The organism is uncultured Ruminococcus sp., from assembly GCF_946415235.1.
Lineage (GTDB): Bacteria > Bacillota > Clostridia > Oscillospirales > Ruminococcaceae > Ruminococcus.
Window position 1 is genome coordinate 1 of record NZ_CAMKRR010000142.1, and the last position, 5,664, is coordinate 5,664.

General features: G+C 50.4%; 3 protein-coding genes. 2 read left to right on the top strand and 1 reads right to left on the bottom strand.

Annotated elements, in window-relative coordinates; all coding sequences use genetic code 11:
• The first annotated feature begins 270 nt into the window (after window positions 1–270).
• Together Q0R37_RS14805 and Q0R37_RS14810 are read left to right on the top strand one after the other, a co-directional pair.
• Window positions 271–2,373, top strand: coding sequence for an efflux RND transporter permease subunit (locus Q0R37_RS14805; protein WP_294755345.1), 2,103 nt, complete (start codon window positions 271–273; stop codon window positions 2,371–2,373).
• Window positions 2,374–2,402: 29 nt separating this feature from the next.
• On the top strand, window positions 2,403–5,117 hold the full coding sequence (locus Q0R37_RS14810; protein ID WP_294755347.1) for a hypothetical protein: 2,715 nt from the start codon (window positions 2,403–2,405) through the stop codon (window positions 5,115–5,117).
• A gap of 261 nt (window positions 5,118–5,378) precedes the next feature.
• On the opposite strand, the gene Q0R37_RS14815 is transcribed toward Q0R37_RS14810, so the two are convergent.
• On the bottom strand, window positions 5,379–5,664 hold a 286-nt coding region (locus Q0R37_RS14815; RefSeq protein WP_294755348.1), incomplete at its 5' end, for a cation-translocating P-type ATPase C-terminal domain-containing protein.

Consider the following 5,664-nt stretch of genomic DNA (forward strand, 5'->3'; position numbering starts at 1 on the left):
AAGCGCAAGTGTAATTTCGGGCGGATAATATCCTCCCCTACAAATATAAATTTTGATTTATGTTATTTTTATTATATCCCGAAAAGCAAAACGTGTCAAGGACATAAAACTGACCAATGGTCAGGCTGTTTTGCGCAGCAAACTGTGCAATCATACAAAAATATGACCGAAAGTCAATTTTTCGATCCCCAAGTATTGACTATCGGTCATTTTTGCATTATACTATTAAATAACAATACGGACCGAATATACAGAGAAAGGAATGATAATATGCTTAAATTCGGTGAATGGATCGTAAAGCATCGTGCTCTTATACTTATCATCGGAGTACTGCTGCTTATCCCGTCAGCCCTCGGATACGTCAAAACACGTGTAAACTACGATATACTCTCCTATCTTCCAAAGGATATAAACACCATGATCGGTCAGGATATCCTGAAAGAGGATTTCGGACAGGGCGGCTTTTCTCTTGTGATGGTGGAGGGTATGAGCGACAAGGACGTTGCGGCGACTGCCGATAAAATAAAGGCTGTCGATCATGTTTCCGACGTTATATGCTATCAGTCTATGACGGGCTGCAATATCCCGAAAGAGATACTACCCGGAAATATATACGATTTCTTCAATCACGGCGACAATACCCTGATGGCTGTATTCTTCGACGATACTACCTCTGCCGACGGAACTCTCGCGGCTGTTGAGGAAATGAGGGATATAACCTCCGAGCAGTGCTTCATCAGCGGTATGTCGGCTATAACCCTTGACATGAAGAACATCACTCAGAGAGAGACATTTATATACGCAGTGACCGCGGCGATACTCACAAGCATCGTGCTTGTCCTTACAATGGACTCCTTCCTGATACCCGTATTCTTCATGCTCAGCATAGGCTTCGCGGTAGTATGGAACCTCGGCTCGAACATACTTCTCGGCGAGATATCCTTTATTACACAGGCGCTTGCAATGGTATTGCAGCTAGGCGTTACCATGGATTACTCGATATTCCTGTGGCATAGCTACAAGGAACAGCTCGGTTATTACCCCGACAGCAGACAGGAGGCTATGGCACACGCTGTTGCGGCTACTATCACGGCAGTTGTGGGAAGCTCCTTTACGACCATAGCAGGCTTCCTTGCAATGTGCTTCATGACCTTCACTCTCGGACTTGACCTCGGACTTGTAATGGCAAAGGGCGTTGTCTGCGGAGTTATCGCCTGCGTGACTGTACTCCCCGCAATGATACTCGTATTCGACAAGGCTATCGCAGCTACGTCACACAGGGACTTATTCCCTGCTTTCAGGCGCACTTCCTCATTTATCGTAAAGCACTCATGGGCATTCTTAACAGTTGCCATAGCTCTGCTGATACCTGCCGTATTCGGCAGCAGCCACTACGGTGTGTACTACAAGCTGGACAGTACCCTCCCCGATTATCTACCCAGCGTTACCGCAAACACAAAGCTTGCAGAGGATTACAACATGAACAGCACACATATCCTTATGTTCGATTCGTCAATGAGCGCCAAGGACGCAAATAAAATGATGAACGAGATAAAGGATGTGGACGGAGTTAAGTTCACTATGAGCTTTAATTCGCTTGTGGGCTCGGCAATCCCCGAAGAGGCGATACCCGACGGCCTGAAAAGCGTCCTCAAGAGCGACAAATGGCAGCTCATGCTCATAGGCTCGGAGTACGAGGTCGCTTCCGACGAGGTAAACGCACAGGTGGCAAAGCTCAACGACATCGCTTCAAGCTATGACAGCAGCAGTATGCTAATAGGCGAAGCTCCCGCAACAAAGGACCTTATAACCATAACGGACAGAGACTTCAAAATAGTCAACTTCCTGTCAATAGCGGCTATATTCCTTATAATCGCATTCACCTTCAAGTCAGTATCCCTGCCTGTGATACTCGTATCCGTAATTGAGCTCGCTATAATGATAAACCTCGGAACAGCCTACTACACAGGCTCGAAGCTTTCATTCATAGCTCCTATAGTAATAGGTACGATACAGCTCGGCGCAACTGTGGACTACGCTATACTCATGACCACAAGATACCGCACCGAAAGACACGGCGGCAAGGACAAAAAAGAAGCTGTAGGCATTGCTCTCAGCACCTCAATAAAATCCATAATCACCTCGGCACTGGGATTTTTTGCGGCAACTGTAGGCGTTGCGGCATACTCCGACATCGGACTTATCTCCGAGCTGTGTATGCTCCTTGCAAGAGGCGCTCTTATCTCAATGGCCGTAGTTGTAACAGTTCTCCCTTCCATGTTAATGGTCTTTGACAGGGTCATATGCAGGACCAGCGCGGGATTTCTCCCGAAGGAAGAGAGAAAGCATCATCATATATTCAGAACGGCGTAAACAGAGTTTCATATAAAGGAGAGACAGATATGAAAAGGTTAAGTAAAGTAATGGCAGCCCTGACAGCGATAGCAGTATCCGCAGGCGCAACAGGTTCTATAGCATACGCAAACAGCAGAAGCGAAAAAGCTCCCGCAGAGGCTCCGAAGAGCGAAAAGAAGGCAGCTGAAGCAGAAAGAAAGAGCAACGGTGAACAGGCATTCAAGGACGAGACCGTATATGTGCTCTGCAGCAGCGATTCATCGGTAAAAAACGTAGTTGTCAGCGACTGGCTGAAAAACTCCCCCGCGCTGTCAAGTCTCTATGATATCTCCGACCTCAGCGATATAGTCAACGTAAAGGGCGACGAGATATTCGACGAGGACGGAAGCTCCCTGCGCTGGAGCGCTGACGGTGACGATATATACTATAAGGGCTATTCCGATAAGGAGCTCCCCGTTGACGTGACAATGGAGTATTTCCTCGACGGAAAGAAGGTCACTCCCGAAAGTATAAAGGGTAAAAGCGGTCATCTTGTTATCCGCTGGACATATAAGAACAGGCAGAAGGTCACAAAGCTCGTAAACGGCAAAAGCATGGATATATACGTTCCGTTCATGGCGGCAAGCGCGGCTGTGCTCAGCACTGACAAATACCTCAATGTTGAAGTGACCAACGGAAAGATACTGTCAGACGGCGAAAAGCTCATAGCTGTGGGTATGGCTTTCCCGGGACTTCGGGACAGCCTCGACCTCAGCGGACTTGATGGCATAGACGCTGATATCCCCGACAGCTTCGAGATATCCGCAGACGTAAAAAACTTTGAGATGAATACCTCCGTTACCGTGGTATCCGACGAAATATTCTCAAAGCTCGACGTTGATGATACTGTAGACCTTGACAGCCTCAAAGCAAAGGTAAAGGAACTCAGTGACGGAGCCGAAAAGCTTGAAAACGGTACGGCTTCACTTTATGACGGCATAAAGCAGCTCAGCGGCGGCACAGGAGACCTTACGGCAGGCATCGACAAACTCCTTTCGGGCTCTCTGGAGCTCAGAAACGGCGCGGCAGAGCTTGACAGCGGCGCTAAGAAGCTTGCCGACGGAGCAAAGACACTTTCAGACTCAACGGGAAAATTCGAGGAGGGTCTCGGAAGTGCAAAGGAGGGCTCCGCAAAGCTTGCTGACGGTCTCGGACAGGTAAGTGACGGAGCTTCTCAGCTCACAGAGGGCATAGGCAGCGCAAAGGACGGTTCTGCGGCTCTTGTTGAGGGCATCGGAAAGGTAAGCACAGGCGCGGAGGCTCTCAGCAGCGGTATAAACGACGCAAAGGCTGGCTCGGACGAACTGAATAAAGGCTTCGCACAGGTAAACGAAGGTGCGGAAGCTCTCAAAACAGGTGCAGATACCCTTAAAGGCAGCGTGGGAGCTCTTGCGGACGGCAGCAAGCAGGTAAAGGACGGCTCTGCACAGCTCTCGGCGGGCGCGGCTGCTCTCAGCGACGGAGCTTCAAAGCTCAGTGAGTCGGCAGGACAGGTCTCCGCAGGCATAGGCACTGTAAAGAACGGCGCGGACGCTCTTGCGGAGGGCATCACGAGCGCAAAAAAAGGAGCTGACAGCCTTTCTGCGGGAGCATCTGCTCTTACGGAGGGAGCTTCACAGCTCAGCGACGGTATCACACTCGCAGGAGCTTCACTGGATACCACCATAGCGGCAAACGAACAGGCTCTTGCTGCTTTGCAGGCAGTATATCAGCAGTCTCCCTCACAGGAGCTTGCTGTGGCGATAGGTACATTGCAGCAGACCATAGAGGGTCAGAAGCAGATATCCGCTTCAATGGGCGAGGGCGGACAGCTCAGTACGGGAGCAGCTTCACTCAAAACAGGAGCAGCACAGCTGGCTGGCGGTATAGGGCAGCTCGGCAGCGGTATTGAAGCCGCACAGAGCGGCTCGGCTTCATTGCAGCAGGGACTTGCAAAGCTCGATGAGGGCGGCAAGGCTTTGGCGGCAGGCGCAGGACAGCTTTACGGCTCAACGGAGCAGCTCTCAAAGGGCGCGGCAGACCTCAGCACAGGCGCGGCAGCTCTTGACGGCGGCATAGGCGAGCTTTCGGGCGGCAGCAGCAAGCTCACAGGGGGTCTGGACTCTCTCATAAAGGGCATAGAACAGTTGGGCGGCGGCAGCGCTTCCCTTAACGACGGTCTCGGCAGGCTCTCGGCAGGCGCAGTAGACCTCACAGGCGGTATATATCAGCTCTCCGACGGCGCAAAGGCTCTCGACAGCGGACTTGCACAGCTCTCACAGGGTTCGCTCACACTGGGCGGCGGTCTCGGTCAGCTGAAAACAGGCGCGGCAGAGCTTGACGGCGGACTTGCACAGCTCTGCGGCGGAAGCACTCAGCTCAGCGGCGGTGCAAAGACTCTGTACGACTCCATAGTGCTCCTCAGCGGCGGCGCGACTAAACTTTACGGAGGAACAGGCGAGCTTTACAGCGGCATAGGTCAGTTAAAGACAGGCGGCGCAGCTCTTGCGGACGGCGTGAGCAGACTTGAAAGCGGCGCAAAGGAGCTCAGCGACGGCATGATAAAATTCAACGACGAGGGAATCTCCGTTATCACGGGCACAGTTGACGAAAAGCTCCCCGCAGTAATAGATAACCTTAAGGCAATAAGGGACGCTGCAAGGGAGTACAACACATTCTCGGGCATATCAGATAAAATGGACGGCAGCGTTAAGTTCATCTACCTCGTTGACGGCACAAAATAAATGAATAGTTTTCAGTGCTCAGTGCAAAGTAAAAGCCATAGTATTTCAGAATACTATGGCTTTTTCGTCGTTATGCTTTTATTTTTTGAATACCATATTGCATCTGCTTGGTATGTATGTTCTCAGTCTCATGGCAACACCCCTTTTTTAATGCGTAATTCGTAATTCGTAATGCGTAATTATTGTGTCCGCAGATAAAAATGTAGGGGGCGATGCCCGCATCGCCCCGCATTATCGGGCGGATATTATCCGCCCCTGCAATTATTTTTTGTCAGCTGCTCTCTGGAAGCACTTTACTATCTCAACGATAGGTACTATGCAGGCGCCTGCAAGGAATGCCCACAGGTAATTTGCTCCTGTGAGAGCTTCAAGTGAGAACATATTTCTCAGTGAAGGTATGAAGAGTACAGGTATTGTGAGTAAAGCGGAAAGTGCGATTGCTCCGACAAGTACTATATTTCTGCTCTTCATGGTGAATATCGAGTCCTTTAAGCTTCTCATGTTCCATGCGTGGAGCATCTCGCATACGCAGAGGGTGATGAATGCC